This is a genomic window from Pantoea sp. 1B4 (assembly GCF_016925765.1).
Lineage (GTDB): Bacteria > Pseudomonadota > Gammaproteobacteria > Enterobacterales > Enterobacteriaceae > Pantoea > Pantoea agglomerans.
The window spans coordinates 2579077-2600101 of sequence record NZ_JAEUWZ010000001.1 but is presented as its reverse complement, the minus strand read 5'-3'; the positions used below and the strand labels follow the sequence as shown (position 1 = coordinate 2600101).

Annotated in this window: 19 protein-coding genes, 2 pseudogenes and 1 other annotated feature; of the genes and pseudogenes, 8 read left to right on the top strand and 13 right to left on the bottom strand. The window is 55.5% G+C overall.

What is annotated here, in order from left to right; translation table 11 throughout:
• Positions 1 to 49 precede the first annotated feature (49 nt).
• The 9 genes and pseudogenes from hisIE to hisL form a co-directional block, all read right to left on the bottom strand.
• Positions 50 to 661, bottom strand: coding sequence for a bifunctional phosphoribosyl-AMP cyclohydrolase/phosphoribosyl-ATP diphosphatase HisIE (gene hisIE / locus JNO11_RS12685; RefSeq protein ID WP_033778806.1), 612 nt, complete (start codon positions 659 to 661; stop codon positions 50 to 52).
• Positions 655 to 1432, bottom strand: a pseudogene (gene hisF, locus JNO11_RS12680) (imidazole glycerol phosphate synthase subunit HisF). The gene hisIE and the pseudogene hisF overlap by 7 nt, the downstream one beginning before the upstream one ends.
• On the bottom strand, positions 1414 to 2151 hold the full coding sequence (gene hisA / locus JNO11_RS12675; RefSeq protein ID WP_325177382.1) for a 1-(5-phosphoribosyl)-5-[(5-phosphoribosylamino)methylideneamino]imidazole-4-carboxamide isomerase: 738 nt from the start codon (positions 2149 to 2151) through the stop codon (positions 1414 to 1416). Before hisA ends, hisF begins: the two are co-directional and overlap by 19 nt.
• On the bottom strand, positions 2151 to 2741 hold the full coding sequence (hisH, locus tag JNO11_RS12670; protein WP_008926061.1) for an imidazole glycerol phosphate synthase subunit HisH: 591 nt from the start codon (positions 2739 to 2741) through the stop codon (positions 2151 to 2153). Before hisH ends, hisA begins: the two co-directional genes overlap by 1 nt.
• Positions 2741 to 3808, bottom strand: coding sequence for a bifunctional histidinol-phosphatase/imidazoleglycerol-phosphate dehydratase HisB (gene hisB, locus JNO11_RS12665; protein ID WP_010670960.1), 1068 nt, complete (start codon positions 3806 to 3808; stop codon positions 2741 to 2743). The genes hisH and hisB overlap by 1 nt, the downstream gene beginning before the upstream one ends.
• Positions 3805 to 4881 (bottom strand): histidinol-phosphate transaminase, encoded by a 1077-nt coding sequence (gene hisC, locus JNO11_RS12660; protein ID WP_182504321.1) that lies wholly within the window; start codon positions 4879 to 4881, stop codon positions 3805 to 3807. Before hisC ends, hisB begins: the two co-directional genes overlap by 4 nt.
• Positions 4878 to 6182: a histidinol dehydrogenase gene (hisD, locus tag JNO11_RS12655; protein ID WP_010670959.1), complete on the bottom strand. Its 1305-nt coding sequence runs from the start codon at positions 6180 to 6182 to the stop codon at positions 4878 to 4880. The genes hisC and hisD overlap by 4 nt, the downstream gene beginning before the upstream one ends.
• 3 nt (positions 6183 to 6185) lie before the next feature.
• The gene (gene hisG, locus JNO11_RS12650) at positions 6186 to 7085 is read right to left on the bottom strand and encodes an ATP phosphoribosyltransferase (protein ID WP_004571317.1); all 900 of its coding nucleotides are present in this window, start codon (positions 7083 to 7085) and stop codon (positions 6186 to 6188) included.
• 49 nt (positions 7086 to 7134) lie between these two features.
• Positions 7135 to 7255 (bottom strand) — a sequence feature (His leader region).
• The gene (gene hisL, locus JNO11_RS12645) at positions 7231 to 7278 is read right to left on the bottom strand and encodes a his operon leader peptide (RefSeq protein ID WP_100396937.1); all 48 of its coding nucleotides are present in this window, start codon (positions 7276 to 7278) and stop codon (positions 7231 to 7233) included. It overlaps the preceding feature by 25 nt.
• A gap of 179 nt (positions 7279 to 7457) precedes the next feature.
• Here hisL and JNO11_RS12640 point away from each other — a divergent pair, with 179 nt between their 5' ends.
• Complete coding sequence (locus JNO11_RS12640; protein WP_187492805.1) at positions 7458 to 8282, top strand: SDR family oxidoreductase; 825 nt, start codon at positions 7458 to 7460, stop codon at positions 8280 to 8282.
• 426 nt (positions 8283 to 8708) lie between these two features.
• Positions 8709 to 10109 (top strand): LTA synthase family protein, encoded by a 1401-nt coding sequence (locus JNO11_RS12635; protein WP_325177381.1) that lies wholly within the window; start codon positions 8709 to 8711, stop codon positions 10107 to 10109.
• Between the two features lie 126 nt (positions 10110 to 10235).
• On the opposite strand, the gene JNO11_RS12630 is transcribed toward JNO11_RS12635, so the two are convergent.
• The 3 genes and pseudogenes from JNO11_RS12630 to JNO11_RS12620 all read right to left on the bottom strand — a co-directional run bounded on the left by JNO11_RS12630 (position 10236) and on the right by JNO11_RS12620 (position 12811).
• A complete protein-coding gene (locus JNO11_RS12630) occupies positions 10236 to 11513 on the bottom strand; it encodes an FAD-binding oxidoreductase (RefSeq protein WP_010670956.1) in 1278 nt (425 codons plus the stop codon).
• A gap of 18 nt (positions 11514 to 11531) precedes the next feature.
• Entirely contained in the window at positions 11532 to 12089 is a 558-nt protein-coding gene (gene puuR / locus JNO11_RS12625) for an HTH-type transcriptional regulator PuuR (RefSeq protein WP_010670955.1), read from the bottom strand.
• Positions 12082 to 12811: pseudogene (locus JNO11_RS12620) on the bottom strand (gamma-glutamyl-gamma-aminobutyrate hydrolase family protein). Before JNO11_RS12620 ends, puuR begins: the two are co-directional and overlap by 8 nt.
• A gap of 240 nt (positions 12812 to 13051) precedes the next feature.
• Between JNO11_RS12620 and JNO11_RS12615 the strand changes: the two are divergent.
• Together JNO11_RS12615 and JNO11_RS12610 are read left to right on the top strand one after the other, a co-directional pair.
• Positions 13052 to 14470 carry a glutamine synthetase family protein gene (locus tag JNO11_RS12615; RefSeq protein WP_325177672.1) on the top strand — a complete coding sequence of 473 codons (1419 nt, stop codon included), beginning with the start codon at positions 13052 to 13054 and terminating at the stop codon, positions 14468 to 14470.
• A 405-nt stretch (positions 14471 to 14875) separates the two neighbouring features.
• Positions 14876 to 16234 carry an APC family permease gene (locus JNO11_RS12610; RefSeq protein WP_010248042.1) on the top strand — a complete coding sequence of 453 codons (1359 nt, stop codon included), beginning with the start codon at positions 14876 to 14878 and terminating at the stop codon, positions 16232 to 16234.
• Positions 16235 to 16282: 48 nt separating this feature from the next.
• Here JNO11_RS12610 and ygbI read toward each other — a convergent pair whose 3' ends face one another.
• A complete protein-coding gene (gene ygbI / locus JNO11_RS12605; protein ID WP_010670952.1) occupies positions 16283 to 17044 on the bottom strand; it encodes a DNA-binding transcriptional repressor YgbI in 762 nt (253 codons plus the stop codon).
• 267 nt (positions 17045 to 17311) lie between these two features.
• On the opposite strand from ygbI, the gene ltnD reads away from it, so the two are divergent.
• The 4 genes from ltnD to JNO11_RS12585 are packed head-to-tail and all read left to right on the top strand — an operon-like array spanning position 17312 to position 20901.
• The gene (gene ltnD / locus JNO11_RS12600) at positions 17312 to 18217 is read left to right on the top strand and encodes an L-threonate dehydrogenase (RefSeq protein ID WP_325177380.1); all 906 of its coding nucleotides are present in this window, start codon (positions 17312 to 17314) and stop codon (positions 18215 to 18217) included.
• On the top strand, positions 18217 to 19479 hold the full coding sequence (gene otnK, locus JNO11_RS12595; RefSeq protein WP_187508317.1) for a 3-oxo-tetronate kinase: 1263 nt from the start codon (positions 18217 to 18219) through the stop codon (positions 19477 to 19479). The genes ltnD and otnK overlap by 1 nt, the downstream gene beginning before the upstream one ends.
• Positions 19472 to 20116: an aldolase gene (locus tag JNO11_RS12590; RefSeq protein WP_022625000.1), complete on the top strand. Its 645-nt coding sequence runs from the start codon at positions 19472 to 19474 to the stop codon at positions 20114 to 20116. The genes otnK and JNO11_RS12590 overlap by 8 nt, the downstream gene beginning before the upstream one ends.
• Positions 20116 to 20901 (top strand): HPr family phosphocarrier protein, encoded by a 786-nt coding sequence (locus JNO11_RS12585; RefSeq protein ID WP_325177379.1) that lies wholly within the window; start codon positions 20116 to 20118, stop codon positions 20899 to 20901. Before JNO11_RS12590 ends, JNO11_RS12585 begins: the two co-directional genes overlap by 1 nt.
• Positions 20902 to 21025 lie beyond the last annotated feature (124 nt).

Below are 21025 nucleotides of genomic sequence, written 5' to 3'. Positions count from 1 at the left end.
CTGCTCAGAATCCGCATAAAAACGGCATTCTGAGCAGCATATTGCACAGTTACTTATGGCGGTCACGCAGGTTGTTGATCACGGCGCGGAAGTCGAGATCCTGATCCTGCAACAGTACCATCAGGTGATAGACCAGGTCAGAAGCTTCGTTGGTGAGTTCATCCCGATCGTTGACCGTGGCGGCCAGTGCGGTTTCAACGCCTTCTTCACCCACTTTCTGCGCGATGCGTTTGGTGCCGCTGGCGTAGAGTCGTGCGGTGTAGGAGCTTTCAGGATCGGCGGTTTTGCGCGAAGCCAGCAACTGCTCAAGCTGATAGAGGAACGTCCACTCAGGGACCGCCGGTGAGAAGCAGCTGGTGGTGCCCAGATGGCAGGTCGGGCCAATAGGATCCGCCAGCACTAACAGGGTGTCATTGTCGCAGTCAGGCGTGATGCTCACGACCTGCAAAAAGTTGCCGGAGGTTTCGCCTTTGGTCCACAAGCGATTTTTGGTGCGGGAGAAAAAGGTGACCTTGCTTTCTGCCAGCGTTTTCTCCAGCGCGGCCGGGTTCATGTAGCCATGCATCAGCACTTCGCCTGAGACGAAGTGCTGGACAATGACCGGCATCATGCCCTGTGTTTTATCCCAGTCGAGAAGGGCCAGTTGTTGTTCAGTTAGCACGCGCGAATCTCCACTCCGTTGTCGATCAGAAAGCTCTTCAGCTCACCAATATTAATAATCTGCTTATGGAATACCGAGGCGGCTAAAGCACCATCCACGTTAGCTTCGGTAAACGCATCCAGGAAGTGCTGCATGGTGCCTGCGCCGCCAGAGGCGATAAGGGGGGACGTTGCAGACTTCACGCATTTTCTTCAGCTGCACCAGGTCATAGCCGTTACGCACGCCATCCTGATTCATCATGTTCAGCACGATCTCGCCTGCGCCCAGCTTCTGCACTTCCTGCACCCACTCCAGCGTTTCCCACTGCGTCACGCGGGTGCGCGCTTCGTCGCCGGTATACTGATTCACCTGATATTTACCGCTGGCTTCATCAAACCAGGTATCGATCCCGACCACAATACACTGCACGCCAAAACGGTCCGCGAGGCGGGTGATCAGCGTGGGGTCGGCCAGCGCCGGCGAGTTAATCGAAATCTTATCTGCGCCAAACTCCAGAATGCGCGCTGCGTCTTCCGGGGTTTTAATGCCGCCCGCGACGCAGAACGGGATATCGATCACTTCCGCAACCCGCGATACCCAGCTTTTGTCGACGACCCGGCCATCGGATGAGGCGGTGATATCATAGAACACCAGCTCGTCGGCACCTTCGGCGGCATAGCGCTGCGCCAGCGGCACGATGTCGCCGATGATCTCGTGATTGCGAAACTGTACGCCTTTGACCACCTGGCCGTCACGTACGTCCAGGCAGGGAATTATCCGTTTTGCCAGCATGCGATCGCCTCCGAAACAGTGAATTTATCTTCCAGCAGCGCACGTCCGACAATTACGCCCTGAACGCCGCTGCCGCGCAGGGCGGCGATATCATTGAGGTCGCCAATGCCACCCGAGGACTGAAAAGCAATCGTCGGGAAGCGCCCCGTCACTTCCTGATAGAGCGCAACATTGGAGCCGCTCAGGGTGCCGTCGCGAGAAATGTCGGTGCACAGCACGTGCTTCAGGCCCACCTGCTGAAAGTCGGTAATCACCTCTTCCAGCGTGACACCCGCCGCTTCCTGCCAGCCACTGATTGCCACTTCTTTGCGGTTACTGGCATCAATGCGCACATCTAACGCAAGCACAATCGCCTCTGCGCCAAATTCCGCAAACCACCGTTTTACCTCTTCAGGCTGTTTCACCGCCGTGGAACCAACCACCACACGACTCGCTCCGGCTTCAAGCAGCGCATGAACATCGTCACGGCTGCGAATGCCGCCACCGACCTGCACCGTCACATCAACGCCATCCAGCAGGGTTTTCAATAGCGCGATCTGGCGTTTCGCCGGATCTTTCGCGCCGGTTAAATCCACCAGATGCAGCACGGTCGCGCCCTGGCGAACGTAATCCTGCAGACGTGGCAGCGGATCGCTGCCGTAATCGCGCTGCTGTCCATAATCGCCCTGATGCAGACGAACCACTTTGCCGTCAATTAAATCTAACGCGGGGATAATCATTACATCTCCAGGAAGTTTTTCAGCAGCTGCGCGCCCGCTTTGCCCGAGCGTTCCGGGTGGAACTGGACGCCAAAGAAGTTATCTTTCTGCACCGCGGCGGTGAAAGCTTCACCGTAGTGACACTGTGCGATGGTGCTGGCGTTGACCGGCATGGCATAGCTGTGGACGAAGTAGAAATAGCAGCCTTCGTCGATGCCACGGAACAGATGATTGCCCGCCTGCGCGGTAATCTGGTTCCAGCCCATGTGTGGCAGCGGCAGGCCGTGCGTGTCCATTAACGACACCGGCTCATCGATAATCCCCAGCGTCGGCACGCCGCCGTTTTCATCGCTGCCTCGACCCAGCAGCTGCATACCCAGGCAGATCCCCAGCACCGGCTGGGTACAGGCTTTGACCAGATCGATCAGGTCACGCTCTTCCAGCTGATTCATTGCCGCCTGCGCGGTGCCTACGCCGGGCAGAAACAGTTTATCGGCACGCAGCACCACATCGGGATCGCGGCTCACTTCCGGGGTGTAGCCCAGACGTTCAATCGCCCATTTCACCGACGACAGGTTGGCGCAACCGGTATCCATGATCACCACGTTCATCACAGCACTCCCTTCGAGCTTGGCAGCGTATTGCCCTCAACGCGGATCGCCTGACGCAGCGTACGGCCAAAGGCTTTAAACAGGCTCTCGACGCGGTGATGGTCATTCTTGCCTTTAGTTTTAAGATGCAGGGTGCTCATCATGGCGTAGGAGAGTGAGCTGAAGAAGTGCTCGACCATCTCGGTGCTGAGGTCGCCCACGCGCTGATAGTTGAACTCCGCTTTGAACTCGATGTGCGGACGGCCGGAGATATCCAGCGCGCAGCGCGCCAGACATTCATCCATCGGCAGCACAAAACCGAAACGGCCAATGCCACGCTTGTCGCCCAGCGCCTTCAGCAGCGCTTCGCCCAGTGCCAGACCGGTATCTTCCACCGTGTGGTGATCGTCAATATAGAGATCGCCTTTCACTTCGATGTTCATGCGGAACCCGCCGTGTACGGCAATCTGGTCCAGCATGTGGTCGAAGAAACCCACGCCGGTATTAATCTTGCTGCCGCCTTCGCGATCCAGCCACAGTTCTACCCGCACCTGTGTCTCTTTGGTGTTGCGCTGCACCAGCGCATGGCGGTCACGCTGGGTCAGACGCTGCTGGATAGTCTGCCAGTTCTGGCCGTCAGCACCGTAGCGGATAGGCTGGATGCCCATGTTCTCCGCCAGCTGGACATCGGTCAGGCGATCGCCAATCACGTAGCTGTTGGCGGTATCCAGCGCGCCTTCGGCCAGCCAGGCTTCCACCATTCGGGTTTTCGGCTTGCGACAGTCGCAGTGATCGTCCGGCATGTGCGGGCAGATCAGCACATCGTCAAACGCAATGCCCTGCGAGGTCAGGATCTGCATCATCAGATTGTGCGGGCCATCGAAATCGGCCTGCGGGAAACCCGGGGTGCCAAGACCATCCTGGTTAGTGATCATGACCAGGCGATAACCGGCGGCCTGCAGTGCCAGCAGCGCCGGGATAACATCTGGCTCAAACGCCAGCTTATCCATGCGGTCCACCTGATAATCTTCAGGCGGCTCAGAGATTAACGTACCGTCGCGGTCAATAAAAAGGGTCTTCTGGCTCATGCTTGCTCCACAGAAAAGGCTTGCAGCGCGGCGATCACTCGTTCGCACTCTTCACGCGTGCCGATGGAGATGCGCAGGCATCCCGACAGGCCCGGATTTTTGTTCTGATCACGCAGGATAATGCCCTGATCCCATAAGGTTTTGAAGACTTTTGGTGAATCGGTAAAGCGCGCCAGCACATAGTTGGTTTCACTGGAGAAAACCTGCTCAACGCAGGCCAGCTGAGCCAGTTCAGCCTGCAGCCAGCTACGGTTCTCATTCAGCTGTGCCACATGCTCACGCATCAGCGCAATTCCCTGGTCGCTCAGCGCCTGACCGGCGACATCGGCCACCGGTGTGGCCAGCGGGTAGGGCGCGATCACCTTCATCAGCAGGTCGATGACCGGCTTATTCGCCAGCGCAAAGCCGCAACGCAGGCCAGCCAGCGCAAAGGCTTTAGAAAGCGTACGCAGGATCACCAGATGCGGATAATCCTTCAGCCAGCCGGTCAGGGTCGCCTGCGGGCAGAACTCAATGTAGGCTTCATCTGCGACTACCAGCGCTTTACCGGCGGTCATTGCCAGCAGCTGACGGATGTCGTCCTGCTTGATCAGGTTGCCGGTCGGGTTGTTCGGGCTGCAGAGGTAAACCACTTTGACGCCATCCAGCTGCTCTGCAATGGCAGGCAGGTTCAGCTGCCAGTCGGTCAGGGCCGGGACGGTGCGGTATTCAATGCCGATGGTTTCGGCGCTGACGCTGTACATGCCATAGGTCGGTGGACAGAACAGAATCGCATCCTGACCCGGCTCACAGAAGGCACGCATGATCAGTTCGATGGCTTCATCTGCGCCACGGCTCACCAGCACCTGCTCCGGCGTTAAGCCTGCATAAGCAGCGTAGCGCTCAATCACCAGTTTAGGCTGACATTCCGGATAGCGGTTCAGCGTCTGCTGCGACAGCTCAAACGGCACCGGCAGCGGAAACTCGTTGGCATTGAGCCAGACATCTCCGTTGCCACCCAGACGACGCGCCGACATATAGGGCGTCAGGGCGCGCACATTGGCGCGCGCCAGCTGCTCAATATCCTGACTCATGCTTGCTCCTTCAGTGCGGCAACGCGCAGGGTGACGGCATTCTTATGGGCATCCAGCTGCTCGGCGGCGGCCAGGGTTTCAATGGTGGCGGCCAGGTTCAGGAAGCCCTGCGGCGTCAGCTCCTGCACCGTCATGCGTTTCTGGAAATCGGCCAGGCCCAGGCTGGAACAGGTCGAGGTGTAACCGTAGGTCGGTAACACGTGATTGGTGCCAGAGGCGTAATCGCCCGCGGACTCCGGCGACCAGTCGCCTAAAAATACCGAACCGGCGCTGGTGATCGACTCCACCAGATCGCGCGGCTGGCGCGTTTGCAGAATCAGGTGCTCCGGGCCGTAGAGATTAGAGATTGCGACACACTGCTCAAGGTCACGCGCCACGATCAGGCGGCTGCTTTCCAGCGCCTGACGCGCTGTGGCAGCCCGCGGCAACTGCGCCAGCTGCTGCTCAACCGCGACCGCGACCGCCTCGGCCAGCTTTAATGAAGGCGTCAGCAGAATCACCTGCGAGTCGGGACCATGCTCTGCCTGTGAAAGCAAATCAGACGCGACAAACGCGGGCGTGGCGCCTTCATCCGCAATCACCAGCACTTCAGAAGGACCCGCTGGCATATCAATCGCCGCGCCATCGAGTCGCTGACTTACCTGACGTTTCGCTTCTGTCACCCAGGCGTTGCCCGGGCCAAAAATCTTATCCACGCGTGGCACGGTTTCGGTGCCGAAGGCCATCGCGGCGATGGCCTGCGCGCCGCCTACCTGGAACACCTCTTCTACGCCGCACAGCTGGGCGGCATACAGGATCTCATCGGCAATCGGCGGCGGCGAACAGAGCACCACGCGGCCACAGCCAGCGATACGGGCCGGGGTCGCCAGCATCAGCACGGTGGAGAAGAGCGGGGCGGAACCACCAGGAATATAGAGTCCGACCGATTTCACCGGACGGGTAATCTGCTGGCAGCGTACGCCTGGCTGGGTTTCCACATCCACCGGCGGCAGGATCTGCGCGTTGTGGAAGGTTTCGATATTGCCCACCGCGACAGCCATCGCCTGCTTCAGCTCGTCACTCAGACGTAAGCTGGCCTCTGCGATTTGCTGCGCGGTAACACGCAGGTTATCCACCTGCGCTTTGTCGAAGCGGGCGCTGAACTGGCGCAGAGCGTCATCACCGTTCAGCTTTACCTGCTCCAGCACATCGCGCACCGTCAGCGTCACGTTTTCAGAGGCGGCGATAGCAGGACGTAACAGCAGCGCCTGCTGCTGTTCGGGGGTGCACTGCTGCCACTCAATCGGGGTAGAAAAGGCCATGGCTTACTCCATCATCTTCTCAATAGGCAGCACCAGAATCGAACTGGCACCAAGCGCTTTCAGTTTTTCCATGGTTTCCCAGAACAGGGTTTCGCTGCTGACCATGTGCATCGCCACGCGGCTGACATCGCCTGCCAGCGGCAGCACGGTAGGGCGCTCTGCGCCAGGCAGCAGGCTGATCACTTCTTCCAGACGCTCACTCGGCGCGTGCAGCATGATGTACTTCGATTCACGCGCTTTAATCACGCCCTGAATACGGGTCATCATCTTGTCGATCAGCTCCTGCTTGGCGGCAGGCATCTCGCCGTCACGCTGGATCAGCACCGCTTTTGAACGATAGATCACTTCAACTTCGCGCAGGCCATTGGCTTCCAGCGTAGCACCGGTAGAGACCAGGTCGCAGATGGCATCAGCCAGACCGGCGCGGGTCGCCACTTCTACGGAACCGTTCAGTAAACAGGTCTTAAAGCTGACGCCTTTTTTGTCGAGGTATTGTTTTAACAGGTGCGGATAGGAGGTGGCGATGCGGGATTTATCCAGGCATTCCGGGCCGGTGTACTCGGCATCTGTCGCCATCGCCAGTGACAGACGGCAACCGCCGAAGTCGAGGCGGCGCAGCGTAAAGTAGCGCGGATCTTCACCCTGGGCACGGCGCGACAGCAGCTCTTCTTCCAGCACGTTCTCGCCGATGATGCCTAAATCGACCACACCATCCATCACCAGGCCAGGAATATCGTCATCGCGCACGCGCAGGATGTCGATCGGCATGTTCTCCGCAAACGCAATCAGGCGCTGTTGCTGAAGGTTGATTTTAACGCCGCAGCGCGCCAGCAGTTCGCGTGAATCATCACTTAAACGGCCAGATTTCTGCATAGCTATGCGTAAACGGGTGTTATCTAACATGGTTCCTGTCCTCTTAATTCGGTCCTGAATGTGTGGTTACGTCAGCCCATAAAAAAACCCCCCGGAAGACGATCTTCCGGGGGTTCTCTTGCGTTCACACCACTGGAAGATCTTGAAAGTCTTCCAGCACCAATCGCCTGAAAGACTAGTCAGGATGATGGTGATGATGATGGTTGAACTGAACGCGTGTCATAATAATCTCGTCGATGAATGAGTATTCATTTGTGGGGTTTAACCTAGCGAAGATGGCTGCGCTTGGCAACACTTTTTTAAACGGGCGGTTCGGAAAGCGCTGAAACAGGTTGTTCTGGTTTGCAATCCGGGGGCAAACTACGGTGAAGTCAGGGTTGATGTTTCACGTCAGGAGTCAAAATGAAGAAGGTCGCGATTGTGGGACTGGGCTGGTTAGGCATGCCGCTGGCCACGGCGTTAACTGCGCGAGGCTGGCAGGTCACCGGCAGCAAAACCACGCCAGACGGTGTAGACGCGGCACGCCGCTGCGGCATTGAGGCGTTCCAGCTGGAACTGACGCCGGAACTGCTCTGTGATGCCGCCGATATTGAGCCGCTATTCAACGTCGATGCGCTGATCGTTACACTGCCCGCCAGCCGCACTGCGGAAGGTGGCGAAGCCTATCTGCAGGCGGTGCAGAATGTGGTCGATACGGCGCTGGTTTATAAGGTACCGCGCATTATCTTTACCAGTTCCACCTCAGTCTATGGCAGCAGCGCCGGCGCTAAGCGGGAAAACAGCCCGCTGGACGCAGAAACGGTGGCCGGAAAGACGCTGGTTAAACTGGAGAACTGGCTGCACGATCTGCCAGGCACCAGCGTAGATATTGTGCGGCTGGCCGGTCTGGTAGGACCAAAGCGCCATCCGGGACGCTTCCTCGCCGGTAAGCAGGATGTGGCCAATGGCTCGCAGGGCGTCAATCTGGTGCATCTGGATGATGTCGTTGAGGCGATCACGCTGCTACTGCAGTCGCCCAAAGGGGGCCGGGTCTATAATCTGTGTGCCTCGAAACATCCCTCGCGTGACACCTTCTATCCTGCGGTCACGCACCAGCTTGGGCTGCTGCCGCCGCAGTTCGCACCCGAGCCGGAAAAGAATAGCGGCAAGCTGATTGATGGTTCCCGCATCTGTAGCGAACTCGGTTTTGAGTACCGCTATGACGATCCGGTTAAAATGCCTATCTAAAAAAATTTTGTATATACGTGATGTTTATGGGGGGTTCACACTAACTCTCATAAGCATTATAATACTAAAAATTACTTAACTAATAATGATTGTAAAATGAATTTTCTGTTCAATTGTCGCTGGGGTTTTGTGTGGTTGTTACTTGCTGTATATGCATCAGTTACGTATGTTCAATATAATTTAGTGGTTTATATACTTCCAACACTTGTTGAGATCTTTTTTTATTCAAGTAACTCTTTTTTTTATTTGTCAAGTTTGCAAAATTACATTTTTCCATAGTTAGGTTTATTTCTGTAATTTTAGCTTTTTTCATATTATTACAACTTCAGTTTGTTCAGAAGTCTGGTGCATTTATAACCGTTTTATCACTGTGGAATAGAGATTCCGCTGATTTTATAAATATCTCAGCATCAAGTTATTTTCCTTTTGCTGTTTTTCTTGTTCTTTTTTTTAATTTGTCGTCCTAATTCAGGCTATATTAATAAAAAATTCACTAAAGCAGTTAGTATTGGGGCTATATTATCATATTGTGGTATTGTTTATGCGAATGTCCAGCATGAACCTTCTTTTTCAGAATGGCGTTCGCCTTTGCTTTCTATTGTGACAACAATGCATAATTATATAGAGATGAACCGAAAGCTGGATGCTATGAAAGAAAATGGTTCAGAGCGTGAAAAGATATATAATGAATTTAAACATTACACTATCTATCCGTCAGAAGGAAAGGATGAAGAGTTATTTAGTAAAATACCACATAAACCGAATGTGGTAGTTTTCTTTGTCGAAGGTATGTCAGCAAATATCATTGATTATTATGGTGGTAAATACAAAGATCTTACCCCTAATATTGATCAATTAGCTAACTCTTCTCTGGTTTTTAAAAACTATTACAATCATACTGCTGCCACTTTCCGGGGATTGCGAGGACAATTGACATCTACCTATCAATATATAGGCGGGACAGATTCATTAGCTAAAGGTCTTGATCAACTGTCATCCGAACAGGTAGTGCTTCATACATTAAATAAGTTAACTACACTGCCAAATATTCTGCGTGACGAGGGTTATAACACCTACTTCATCAGTCCTCATTATCAAGGTGCTAACCTTAATACTATGCTGGCATCTCTAGGTTTTGACCGCGTTTATACACGTGCAGATGATATGCAGTTTAAAGGTTCCTCTACAGAGCCATTAAGTGATAAAGCACTTATTGATTTCCTAATCAAAAAAACCAAAAGTGATAAAGCACCATTCTTTATTGGTCTTTATAATTTTGGTACTCATCTTACTATTGATAGCCCTGACATTAAATACAAAGATGGACGAAGTATTGCACTGAATAGATTCCATAATTTAGATGCGCAGGTTGGTCGTTATATTAAATATCTTAAGGACAGTGGGATGTCGAAAAACACCATTTTCGTTCTAACTTCTGACCATGCCTCATTCCCGGCTCCAGAGTTTACATCGGTCATTGATACTCCAAAGAATTATTTTATTGATAAAATTCCTTTACTTATGTATTGGGAAGGTGTTCAGCATCAGGTGATTGATGCCGAAGGAAAGAATAGTGTGAATTTTGCGCCAACATTGCTCAATGTTTTAAAAATAGCAAAGGCTAAAAATTATTTTATGGGATGCTCACTCCTTGACAACAATTGCCATCCCGTAGCGAATATCAGCGCATATGGTGACAGTTTCTTTATAACGGATAAGCACGATGTTTATCCTGAGTTTGCCATGCCAGATTATCTTAAAGATCAATTTACACAAGGTAAAGAGTGGGTCTGGAAGGGATACAAAATGACTGACAATACTCATTAAACATTCATAGTTATGGGGGGGGGAACCCCCATAATCAGGGTTGAATAAAGACTCAAGCTATCTAATGCAGTTACAATTTAGATAACCAATGATCTTAAAGGTCGTTTTGATTTTAGTTACACGGGTTCACACCCCTAACCGATCCCTCAACGCATACCACACTGCGCCCATCGCCGTCAGCGGCACCTTAAATCGTCGCCCACCGGGAAACGGCAGATGAGGCAGGCGGGCGAAGGCATCAAAACGCTCGGCGTCGCCGCGTAACACTTCGCTGATCAGCTTGCCGGAAAGATGCGTACTGGTTACGCCATGACCGCTGTCACCCTGCATAAAATAGACATTCTTCTCCAGCCGGCCAAACTGCGGCATGCGCGACAGCGTCAGGAGGAAATTGCCGCTCCAGCTGAAGTCCAGCTTCACGTTCTGCAACTGCGGGAAAGTGCGGCGCAGCTTGGGCCGGATCAACGCTTCAATATCGGCCGGTTCCCGTGCGCCATAAACCACGCCGCCGCCATAGAGCAGCCGGTTATCCGCAGTCAGACGGAAGTAATCCAGCAGATAGTTACAATCTTCCACACAGTAGTTGTTCGGCATCAGCGACAACGCCTGGTCGGGTGACAGCGGTTCGGTTGCCACAATCTGCGATCCGCACGGCATGCTTTTCCTGCTCAGTCGCGGTTCCAGCTGCGGGGCCAGATAGGCATTCCCGGCGAAGATCACAAAGGTTGCGCTGACCTCGCCCTGGGCGGTTTTTACCCGGTTTGGTGTGCCATAAACCACACTGGTCGCCGCGGACTGTTCATAGATGCGTCCGCCATGTCGACGGATCGCCTCCGCTTCCCCCAGCGCCAGGTTCAGCGGATGCAGATGGCCGCCGCGCCGATCCAGCAGCCCGCCAACGTAGCGTTCGGTGGCGACTTCACGGCGGATGGCTCGCTCATCCAGTAGTTCCAGATCATGATTCCCATACTGCTGCCATAACGCTTTCTGTTTTCGCAGATGCGCCATCTGGCGCGCATTCAGGGCCGCAAAAACGCCGCCAGGCCGGTAATCGCAGTCGATCGCGTACCGCTTAATGCGATCGCGGATGATTTCAGCGCCTTCAAACATCATGCTGCCCAGCATACGGGCGCTCTCTTTACCGTAGCGCTGTTCAATCACATCCACGTCGCGGCTGTAGGAGTTCACCACCTGACCGCCGTTACGCCCGCTGGCACCAAAGCCGACCCGCGCCGCTTCCAGCACGACCACGTCATAGCCTACCTCGGTCAGATGCAGCGCCGCCGAAAGACCGGTGAAACCGCCACCAATAATGCAGACGTCACACTGAATGCTCTCCTGTAATGTCGGCCAGGGCGCATGCGGATTGGCGGTCGCTGCGTAATAACTCTCCACGTAATTCATAACAACCTCCGGAAGCGCCTAAAAGTTGGCTGGCGTATGGGCACTGACAATGCGGCAGGGGATTTCAGCACGGTTGGTGAAACTGTGTGGTAAGCCCGTATCAATGACGTAGCTCTCTCCGGCGGAGAGATGATAGTGCTCTCCGTTGATGACCAGCGTAATCTCTCCTTCCAGCAGCGTGCCGGTCTCTTCGCCCGGATGACGCAGCTTCTCGCCGGTGCTGGCACCGGGTTGATAAGTTTCCAGCAGCATGCCCAGCGTGCGCTGTGCACGGCCATTGTCGATAAGCTTCAGCGAAACCCCCTGACTGCCAATCTCCAGCAGGTCGCTGGCGCGGACAATGACCTTCGGTTCCGCATCCGGTTTGGGTTCCGAGAAGAACTCTGACAGCGAGAGCCCATAGACTTTCAGCAGCTTCTGCAGGGTGCTGACCGCCGGGCTGACCTTATCCTGTTCAATGGTGCTGATGGCGCTATGGGTCAGTCCGGCCAGTTCGGCGACACGGCGTTGCGACAGCCCCAGTGTCTGCCGGATCTGCGCCAGCCGTCGTCCCGGCGCCAGCGTGGCATCACTCATTTTCTTTTTCCTTGTGATAACGAATGGCGGCCTGAATAAAGCCGCTGAAGAGCGCCTGCGATCCCGCTGTGTGTTCCGGCTGCCACTCGGGATGCCACTGCACCGCCAGGGCGAAGGGATGATGGCGCAGACTCACCGCCTCAATCAGGCCATCCGGCGCGCGCGCTTCAACGCGCAACTGCGGGCCCGGTTCGCGTACCCCCCTGATGATGCAGTGAATTGACCGCCAGCGGACTGTTGCTGTCCAGCAGCGTCGCCAGCAGGCCGTCGGGTTCAATAGTGATTGGATGCGCCTGAGCATACTGCTGCTCCAGCGGCAGCGTCTCATCTTCATGGTGACGCTGAAACGACGGCTGCCCGCTGAGCTCTCGCCAAAGCGCGCCACCATTCGCCACCACCAGCTCCTGCAGCCCACGGCAGATCCCGAACATCGGCATCTTGTGGCTGGTGGCCCAGGTGATCAGCTGAAAGGCGATATGGTCACGGCCCGGATCGGCATGCGGCTCTTCGCCCGCCTCGCCATAATGCCAGGGTTCGATATTGCTGGGGCTGCCGGTCAGCAGCAGGCCATCCAGAACAGCCATAGCGTTTTCTAATAGATGAGGCGCATTCATCAGGCTGTGGGGCAGGGCCAGCGGTACGCCACCCGCAAGGACAACCGCATCGGTATACTTATTGTGAACCGTCTGGCTCGGATGGCCTCCCAGATCCTTCTGGCACATCACTACGCCAATCAACGGCTTGTCAAAAATAATGCCCATCTCACGTCCTCGCATCGCTGTTCGAAATATCTACCGAAAGGGCACGTCTGGCGGTTAAGTGTGCAATATTTTTTCAATCTAGCAATCTGCTGTTTGTTCTTCAAACAGATTTGTTACATTTGCACACTTTTTATGTTGGCGCTATGTTAGTGGTGTGGCTGTTATTTTGAGCATTACGCAAACCTAATAGGGGCGGGTGAGATCATGACTAACCTGGTAGAAGTGGAAGACTTCACGCTTCACAGTGAAGAGAAACGAACCAGCGCGTTCCAGCTTGAGGTGAAAACCTGGCTGGAGCGCCATCCTGACACGCAGTATGTCGACATCCTGTTAAATGATTTAAATGGTGTGTTCCGCGGCAAGCGCATTCCGGTCTCTGCGCTGCCTAAGCTGGAAAAAGGGTGTTATTTCCCCGCCTCGGTGTTTGCCATGGATATCCTCGGCAACACAGTAGAAGAAGCGGGACTCGGTCAGTCACTGGGCGAACCCGATAATCTCTGCCTGCCCGTCACCGGTACTTTAGTTCCCTCCGCGTCTGACCCTCAGCACATTGCGCAACTGCTGTTAACCATGTGCAACCAAGATGGCACTCCCTTTGACGTTGAACCCCGAAATGTCCTTAACCGGCTGTGGCAACAGCTGCGTAACCGAGGTCTGTTTCCGGTGGTAGCGGTAGAGCTGGAGTTCTATCTGGTGGACAAAAAGCGCGATGCCGAAGGCTTTATCCAGCCGCCGTGTTCGCCCGGCAGTGATGAACGCAATATGCAGATCCAGGTCTACTCGGTAGATAACCTCGATCATTTCGCCGATGTGCTGCGTGACATCGACGATCTGGCCCGTCAGCAGGGCATCCCGGCCGATGGTGCGCTGGCGGAAGCCTCGCCCGGACAGTTTGAAATTAACCTGCATCATACCCGCGACGTGCTGCGGGCCTGTGACCATGCGGTGCAGCTGAAGCGACTGATTCGTCAGGTGGCAGAAAACCACGGTATGACCGCGACGTTTATGGCGAAGCCCTATGAGGAGTATGCGGGCAGCGGCATGCATGTGCATATCAGCATGCTGGATGCCGCCGATCACAACGCCTTCGCCTGCGATGACGGCAGTGATTCGCCGCTGATGAAACGGGCGCTGGCTGGGATGATCGATCTGATGCCCGCCTCAATGGCGCTGCTGGCACCCAATGTGAATGCCTATCGCCGTTTTGTTCCGGACGCCTATGTGCCGTTGCAGGCATCGTGGGGCCATAACAACCGGACCGTTGCGCTGCGGGTGCCGTGCGGGGATATCGACAATCATCGTATTGAGTACCGGGTTGCGGGCGCGGATGCTAATCCCTACCTGGTGGTATCGGCTATTCTTGCCGGGATGCTGCATGGGCTGGATACCCAGTTGCCGTTGCCGCATCCGGTTACCGGCAACGGTCACCATGCCGAGGGTCTGGCACTGCCGATCCGCCAGAGCGATGCGCTGTATGAGTTTGACAACAGCTATCCGCTGCAGAAGTTACTGGGCGAACGCTTTGCCAGTGTCTGGCACAGCTGTAAGCATCATGAACTGATGCAGTTTGAACGGCTGATTACGTCTACCGAGATTGACTGGATGCTGAAAAATGCCTGACAGGTTTTTTTACCTGTCATCTGACGCGCTTTTTTTTGCATAAGATGCCCCGATGGCTTGTATTCCTGCCACGGGTTAGGGCAGAATACGCGGCCTGCAAAATCAGATGATAACCGACGCTAACCGCGCCGGTTATTTTTTTGCATCCAGTTTTATTAGAGCGTTTTTTGCTGACTTAACCGAGGCCGGGCACGCACCCGGATAGATAAACACTGAAAACACGCATAAGCGTGAGATTGAGGATGACAAAGATGGGGATGTTTTACACTCTGCCAGCCAACGCTGGTACGCGTTTTCGTGATGACTACGGCGCCGCGTTAACCGCTAACCTTACTCCCTGTCGCTTAATGCGCAGTTGCCCTGTGACCCAGCCCAGCCAGGTTGTCGCACATGGGGGACTGAAGCATGTCGCTTAATACCTCCGCCGCACCGCAGCGTGCGCAACTCAAAAAAACACTCACGTTACTTCCGGTCGTCATGATGGGCTTAGCCTACATGCAGCCTATGACCCTGTTCGATACCTTTGGCATCGTTTCCGGGCTGACCGAAGGTCACGTCGCCACCGCTTATGCTTTCGCGCTGATTGCGATTCTGTTCACTGCCGTGAGTTACGGTAAGCTGGTACGCCGCTTCCCCTCTGCGGGCTCCGCTTATACCTACGCTCAGAAGGCGATCAGTCCGCACGTCGGCTTTATGGTCGGCTGGTCATCACTGCTGGACTACCTGTTCATGCCGATGATCAACATCCTGCTGGCTAAAAACTATTTCGAATCGCTGGTGCCGGGCATTCCGTCGTGGATTTTTGTGGTGTTGCTGGTCGGGTTTATGACGCTCTCTAACCTCAAGGGCATCAAAACCGTCGCCAACTTCAACAGTGTGATTGTGGTGCTGCAGGTGGTTGTCATGGTCGGGATTACCGCGATGGTAATCTACGGTGTGGCAAGCGGCGTAGGTTCCGGCACGCTGGTGAGCAGCCGTCCATTCTGGTCTGAGAATGCGCATGTGGTGCCGATGATTACCGGTGCGACGATACTCTGTTTCTCGTTCCTCGGCTTTGATGGCATCAGTTCGCTGTCGGAAGAGACCAAAGATGCAGAACGCACCATTCCGCGCGCTATTTTCCTGACCGCGCTGATTGGTGGGGTGATCTTTATCGCGGCATCTTACTTCCTGCAGCTCTACTTCCCGGACATCACACGCTTCCAGCACCCGGACTCATCGCAGCCTGAAATCATGCTGTTCGTGGCCGGTAAAGCGTTGCAGGTCGGCATCCTGATCTTCTCGGTGGTCACTGTGCTGGCATCCGGTATGGCGGCGCACGCTGGCGTCTCGCGTCTGATGTATGTGATGGGCCGTGATGGTGTGTTCCCGGAGCGTTTCTTCGGTTACATCCATCCGAAATGGCGTACTCCGTCGCTCAACGTGCTGCTGGTGGGTGCGATTGCACTGATGGCGATTAACTTCGACCTGGTGACCGCAACCGCGCTGATTAACTTTGGTGCGCTGGTGGCGTTTACCTTCGTTAACCTGTCGGTGATTGCGCAGTTCTGGGTCCGTGAGAAGCGTAACCGCACGCTGAAAGATCACGTTCAGTATCTGCTGCTGCCGCTGCTTGGCGCGCTGACGGTGGGTGCGCTGTGGGTGAACCTGGAAGAGAGTTCTATGGAGCTGGGCCTGATCTGGGCCGCCATCGGGATTATCTACCTGGCGTTCGTAACCCGCAGCTTCCGTAATCCGGTGCCGCAGTTCAGCGAAGAAGTTTAATTACGCTCACGTTGCCGCCTTCCCGGTCTCAGGGAAGGCGGCGACAGCTTAACCAGCAAGTATCAGTTCACAGCTTCCCGCACTTAACAACTCCCGCGCCGACTCACTCAGATGCGTATCTGTCACTACCCGATCAAAGCTCTCCAGAGGTAAAGCCAGAAACGTCGCGATCCTGTTGTACTTCGAACTGTCACTCAGCAATACCCGCTTACTGCTCACCTCACTCACCGCCTGCTTCACCATCACTTTATCTTCATCCGGCGTAAACAAGCCACGCGGCCCCCAGCAGGAGGCGGAAATAAAGGCAATATCAATGGCCAGATGACGCAGGCTGCGTGCCGCCGACTCGCCGACACAGGAGCGGTTCTCCCGGCATACGGTGCCGCCCGTGTGAATAACCCGGCACTGACTGGCCTCCATCAGCAGATTCGCCACCATAAAATCATTGGTCACCACCAGTAAATCATCGCGATCCACCACTTCTCTTGCCAGGGCTAACGTCGTGGTTCCGGCATCCAGATAGATGCAGCTGTTACGCGGGATCTGTCGGGCGGCGGTGCGGCCAATGGCGCGCTTCTCCTCGTTGTAGAGGGCGCTTTTCGTCAGATGTGACGGCTCAGCCGCCAGCCGGTCGGCTGAGCGCACGCCGCCGGAGACCGACAGCACGGCCCCTTGCTCCTCCAGTTTCTGCACATCACGGCGTATGGTCATGTGTGACACACCCAGCCGTTCAGTGAGTTCTGCAATGCTCACCACGCCACGATCGGCCACCAGCGCAAGAATCTGTTGATGACGTTCAACCGGAATCATATCGGCTCCCTGATGATTACCATTTTTTCACATTATAAAGTATCTGCCGGTTAACCAGAACAAATAATAACAGCGGCAATCCCGGCAACGGCGGCGGTAACTGCACTGCGGCAGTGCCGGTGCTGCCAATCTGGTAATGTTAAAAATTGTTCTGGTTCACATCGGGAATATTTTTTTGTGAGCGGTAACACATTTTTGCCGGCAGTAAACTGGCAGGATTAACAGTAACAAACAAATAATCACTTAAATTAACAGTGGAGGCGTATCGTGCCAGCTGAAAATATCTGCGTTATCGGGTTAGGTTCCATGGGCATGGGTGCCGCGAAATCCTGCCTGCGTGCCGGTCTCAATACCTGGGGTGTCGATTTGAATCCCGCCGCGCTTAAGAACTTACGCCAGGCAGGCGCGCGTGATGCGCAGCCTTCAGCATCCGCCTTTGCAGACCAGCTTGATGCCGTTTTGCTGCTGGTGGTAAATGCGCAGCAGGTTAACGCCATTCTGTTTGGTGAAGAGGGCCTGGCCGCAAAACTGCGTCCCGGCACCGTGGTCATGGTCTCATCCACATTGTCCGCCCGGGATGCGCAGCAGATTGAACAACAGCTGGCGCAATATCAGCTGCTGATGCTGGATGCACCAGTCTCCGGCGGTGCCGCTAAAGCGGCCAGCGGTGAGATGACGGTGATGGCGTCCGGCAGTGAAGCGGCCTTTACGCAACTGCAATCTGTACTGGATGCCGTGGCAGCCAAAGTTTATCGCGTGGGCAGTGAGATCGGCCTCGGATCAACCGTCAAAATTATCCATCAGCTGCTGGCAGGTGTTCACATCGCGGTCGGGGCAGAAGCGATGGCGCTGGCGGCGCGTGCCGGCATCCCGCTGGAAACCATGTATGAAGTGGTCACCAACGCCGCAGGCAATTCATGGATGTTCGAAAACCGCATGCGGCATGTGGTGGATGGCGACTACAGCCCGAAATCGGCGGTCGATATCTTTGTGAAAGATCTCAACCTGGTGGCCGATACCGCGAAAGCCTTGCACTTCCCGCTGCCGCTGGCCTCAACCGCCCTCAATATGTTCACCGAAGCCAGCAACGCCGGTTACGGCCGTGAAGATGACAGTGCAGTAATTAAAATCTTCAGCGGCATCACGCTGCCGCAGGCAGAGGAGAAAATCTGATGCGGCTTGGCGTGATAGCGGACGATTTTACCGGTGCGACTGACATTGCCAGTTTTCTGGTGCAGAACGGGCTGACCACTATTCAGTTCAACGGCATTCCTGACAGCGAGGAAACCACAGAGGCGCAGGCGATTGTGGTCAGCCTGAAGAGCCGCTCCTGTCCGGCAGACCAGGCGGTTGCTCAGTCGCTGGCTGCGCTGGCCTGGCTGCAGACGCAGGGCTGTGAGCGTTTCTACTTCAAATATTGTTCCACCTTCGACAGCACCGCGCAGGGCAATATCGGTCCGGTAACCGACGCTCTGCTGCAGGCGTTGGGTGAAACGCAGACGGTAATCTGTCCGGCGCTGCCGGTGAATGGCCGCACCGTTTATCAGGGCTACCTGTTTGTCGGCGATCAGCTGCTGTCAGATTCCGGTATGCGGCATCATCCGGTCACACCGATGCACGACAGTAACCTGCTGCGACTGATGACATCACAGGCGACGGGCAAAGCCGGGCTGATCGCTGCGGCACAGGTCGATCAGGGCGCTGAGTCAGTACGGCAGGCGCTGGGTCAGCTGGCGGTGCAGGGGATCAACTACGTCGTAACTGACGCCCTGCATCAGGAACATCTGTTGACCCTGGGCGAAGCACTGAGCGATCTGCGCCTGGTCACCGGCGGTTCCGGGCTGGCCATCGGTCTGGCACGGCAGTGGGCAACGGCTCAGAGTGATGCAAAAGCGGAGCAGGCAGGCCGTCCGCAGGGCGATCGCGCCGTGGTGCTTTCCGGTTCCTGTTCACAGATGACCAATCGTCAGGTCGCCGCGTACCGCCAGCTGGCACCGGCCTGCGAAGTGGAGACTGAACGCTGTCTGGAAGATGCCGGGGCTTATGCCCGGCAGTTATGCGACTGGGTGGAAGCGAACAGCGATCAGACGCTGGCACCCCTGCTGTTTGCCACCGCTGACGCGCAACAATTGCAGGCGATTCAACAGCGTTATGGTGCTCAGCGCAGCAGCGAAGCGGTTGAGCAACTGTTTGCTGCCGTCACCCGCGAGCTGAAACGGCGCGGATGGCAGCGCTTTATCGTGGCGGGTGGCGAAACCTCCGGCGTGGTCGCACAGAGCCTGGGCGTGACGGCCTTTCACATCGGCCCGACGATTTCGCCCGGCGTGCCCTGGGTGCGCGACATTCATCAGCCGCTCTCTCTGGCACTGAAGTCGGGCAATTTTGGCGATGAAGATTTCTTCCGCCGCGCGCAAACGGAGTTTACTGATGTCTGAATCTTTCTCTTTAACGGAACAGCAGGCGCGTGACGAGATGGTGCGTCTTGGCGCTTCGTTCTTTCAGCGCGGCTATGCCACCGGCTCGGCGGGCAACCTCTCAATGTTGCTGGAGGATGGCAATCTGCTGGCGACTCCCACCGGTTCATGCCTGGGTGAATTACAGGGTGACCGGCTGGCAAAAGTCACGCCTGACGGCGAATGGCTCTCAGGCGATAAACCCTCCAAAGAGATTGCGTTTCACCGCGCGCTCTATCTGAATAATCCCGACTGCAGGGCGGTGGTGCATCTGCATAGCCACTACCTGACGGCGCTCTCCTGTTTACAGGGGCTGGACACGGACAACTGCATCCGTCCGTTTACCCCCTATGTGGTGATGCGTGTCGGTGATGTGCCGGTTGTGCCTTACTACAAGCCGGGTGATGGGCGACTGGCCGAGGATCTCGCGGCGCTGGCTCCACGTTACCGTGCCTTCCTGCTGGCGAATCATGGCCCGGTAGTAGTGGGGAAATCGTTGCAGGAAGCGGCAGACAACACTGAAGAGCTGGAGGAGACCGCCCGGCTGATCTTTACCCTGGGAGACCGCCCGATCCGTTATCTCAATGATGCCGAAGTGGCGGAATTAAGGAGCCGATAATGCCGAAGTTTGCTGCTAACCTTTCGACGCAGTTTACTGAATTGCCGTTTGCTGAACGCTTCGCTGCAGCGGCGAAAGCCGGTTTCACCGCCGTCGAATTTCTGTTCCCTTATGACTATCCCGCCACGCAGATCAAACAGTGGCTTGATGATAACCAGCTGGACTTGGTGCTGTTTAATACCGCACCCGGCAACGTCGCAGCGGGTGAGTGGGGCGTCTCCGCCATCCCCGGACGTGAAGCAGAAGCAAAGGCGGATATTGATCGCGCCCTGAGCTATGCGCTGGCGCTGAACTGCCCGCAGGTGCACATCATGGCGGCGACGGTGCCGCCCGACGCTGACCGTCGGCGCTACGTTGAGACCTTTATCAGCAATATGCGTTATGCGGCTGAGCGCTTTGCGCCGCACGGCATCATCCTGCTGATTGAGGCGCTGAATCCCACAACCAAACCCAACTATCTTTATGCCAGCCAGTATCAGACGCTGGAGATGGTCGAACAGATCGATCGACCCAATGTCTTCACTCAGCTCGACCTGTTCCATGCGCAACGGGTGGATGGCAACCTCAGCCATCTGATTCGCCACTATGCCGGACGCTATCGGCACGTGCAGATTGCTTCGGCACCGGATCGTCATGAACCGGATGAGGGTGAAATCAACTACCCCTATCTCTACTCACTGCTGGATGAGGTCGGCTATTCCGGCTGGGTGGGCTGCGAATATATCCCGCGCGGCAGCACTACCGCTGGTCTTGGCTGGTTTGCGCCCTGGGCGAGAAAAACCTGATTTAACGGGCTAAAAAAAACCGGTGTTTAGGCACCGGTTGAGATTTTTTCGTCCTTTATCTGACCCTGCACCTGTTTATTCTGTACGCCGATAACCTAAAAAATATAACAATTTCTGAGGTTTA

Coding starts and splice junctions, on each gene's coding strand:
- hisA (WP_325177382.1), bottom strand. CDS start 2,151: ATGATTATCCCCGCGTTAGATTTAATTGACGGCAAAGTGGTTCGTCTG.
- hisH (WP_008926061.1), bottom strand. CDS start 2,741: ATGAACGTGGTGATCATGGATACCGGTTGCGCCAACCTGTCGTCGGTG.
- hisB (WP_010670960.1), bottom strand. CDS start 3,808: ATGAGCCAGAAGACCCTTTTTATTGACCGCGACGGTACGTTAATCTCT.
- hisC (WP_182504321.1), bottom strand. CDS start 4,881: ATGAGTCAGGATATTGAGCAGCTGGCGCGCGCCAATGTGCGCGCCCTG.
- hisD (WP_010670959.1), bottom strand. CDS start 6,182: ATGGCCTTTTCTACCCCGATTGAGTGGCAGCAGTGCACCCCCGAACAG.
- hisG (WP_004571317.1), bottom strand. CDS start 7,085: ATGTTAGATAACACCCGTTTACGCATAGCTATGCAGAAATCTGGCCGT.
- JNO11_RS12640 (WP_187492805.1), top strand. CDS start 7,458: ATGAAGAAGGTCGCGATTGTGGGACTGGGCTGGTTAGGCATGCCGCTG.
- JNO11_RS12630 (WP_010670956.1), bottom strand. CDS start 11,513: ATGAATTACGTGGAGAGTTATTACGCAGCGACCGCCAATCCGCATGCG.
- puuR (WP_010670955.1), bottom strand. CDS start 12,089: ATGAGTGATGCCACGCTGGCGCCGGGACGACGGCTGGCGCAGATCCGG.
- JNO11_RS12610 (WP_010248042.1), top strand. CDS start 14,876: ATGTCGCTTAATACCTCCGCCGCACCGCAGCGTGCGCAACTCAAAAAA.
- ygbI (WP_010670952.1), bottom strand. CDS start 17,044: ATGATTCCGGTTGAACGTCATCAACAGATTCTTGCGCTGGTGGCCGAT.
- otnK (WP_187508317.1), top strand. CDS start 18,217: ATGCGGCTTGGCGTGATAGCGGACGATTTTACCGGTGCGACTGACATT.
- JNO11_RS12590 (WP_022625000.1), top strand. CDS start 19,472: ATGTCTGAATCTTTCTCTTTAACGGAACAGCAGGCGCGTGACGAGATG.
- JNO11_RS12585 (WP_325177379.1), top strand. CDS start 20,116: ATGCCGAAGTTTGCTGCTAACCTTTCGACGCAGTTTACTGAATTGCCG.